Origin of the sequence: Paraburkholderia sp. SIMBA_027, assembly GCF_046535315.1 — a bacterium.
GTDB lineage: Bacteria > Pseudomonadota > Gammaproteobacteria > Burkholderiales > Burkholderiaceae > Paraburkholderia > Paraburkholderia tropica.
The window spans coordinates 1-374 of the sequence record NZ_JAWRWY010000177.1; the positions used below are offsets into that span (position 1 = coordinate 1).

Here is a 374-nt window from a genome sequence, read left to right on the forward strand (position 1 = left end):
TTGCTCCTGCTGATAAACCTAAAATAGTTGTTGCAGCTGTTATGGAACATGCGGGTGTAGGAGCCGCATGGGCAGGCCCTGCTTGTACCCTGATTGCAGAAAAATATATCACTGGCGACTTGAAACGAGAGCAATTATATAAAAAAATGGTGACCTCTAGTTTTATGCCAGAGTATAAAAGGCAATGGGAGGTAGACCTTAAAAGAAAAGGATTATATAAACAAATAAAACCTGACTCCGCTAAATTAAAAAAAATACAGGATAGTCTGAATTCTATAAAACAAAAAAAGGAAAAATTAATAAAAAATAGTGCGGTTAAAAAATAAAATCTTCAGAAAAAAAATGGTTAATATAGGTTTGGGAGACTATCGGAT

Annotated in this window: 1 protein-coding gene; it reads left to right on the top strand. The window is 34.5% G+C overall.

Going from position 1 to position 374, the window contains the following annotated elements; genetic code table 11:
* Positions 1-326, top strand: a 326-nt coding sequence (locus SB764_RS38665; RefSeq protein ID WP_410866561.1) for a hypothetical protein, incomplete at its 5' end; no start/stop codon positions are given.
* Between the last annotated feature and the right edge of the window lie 48 nt (positions 327-374).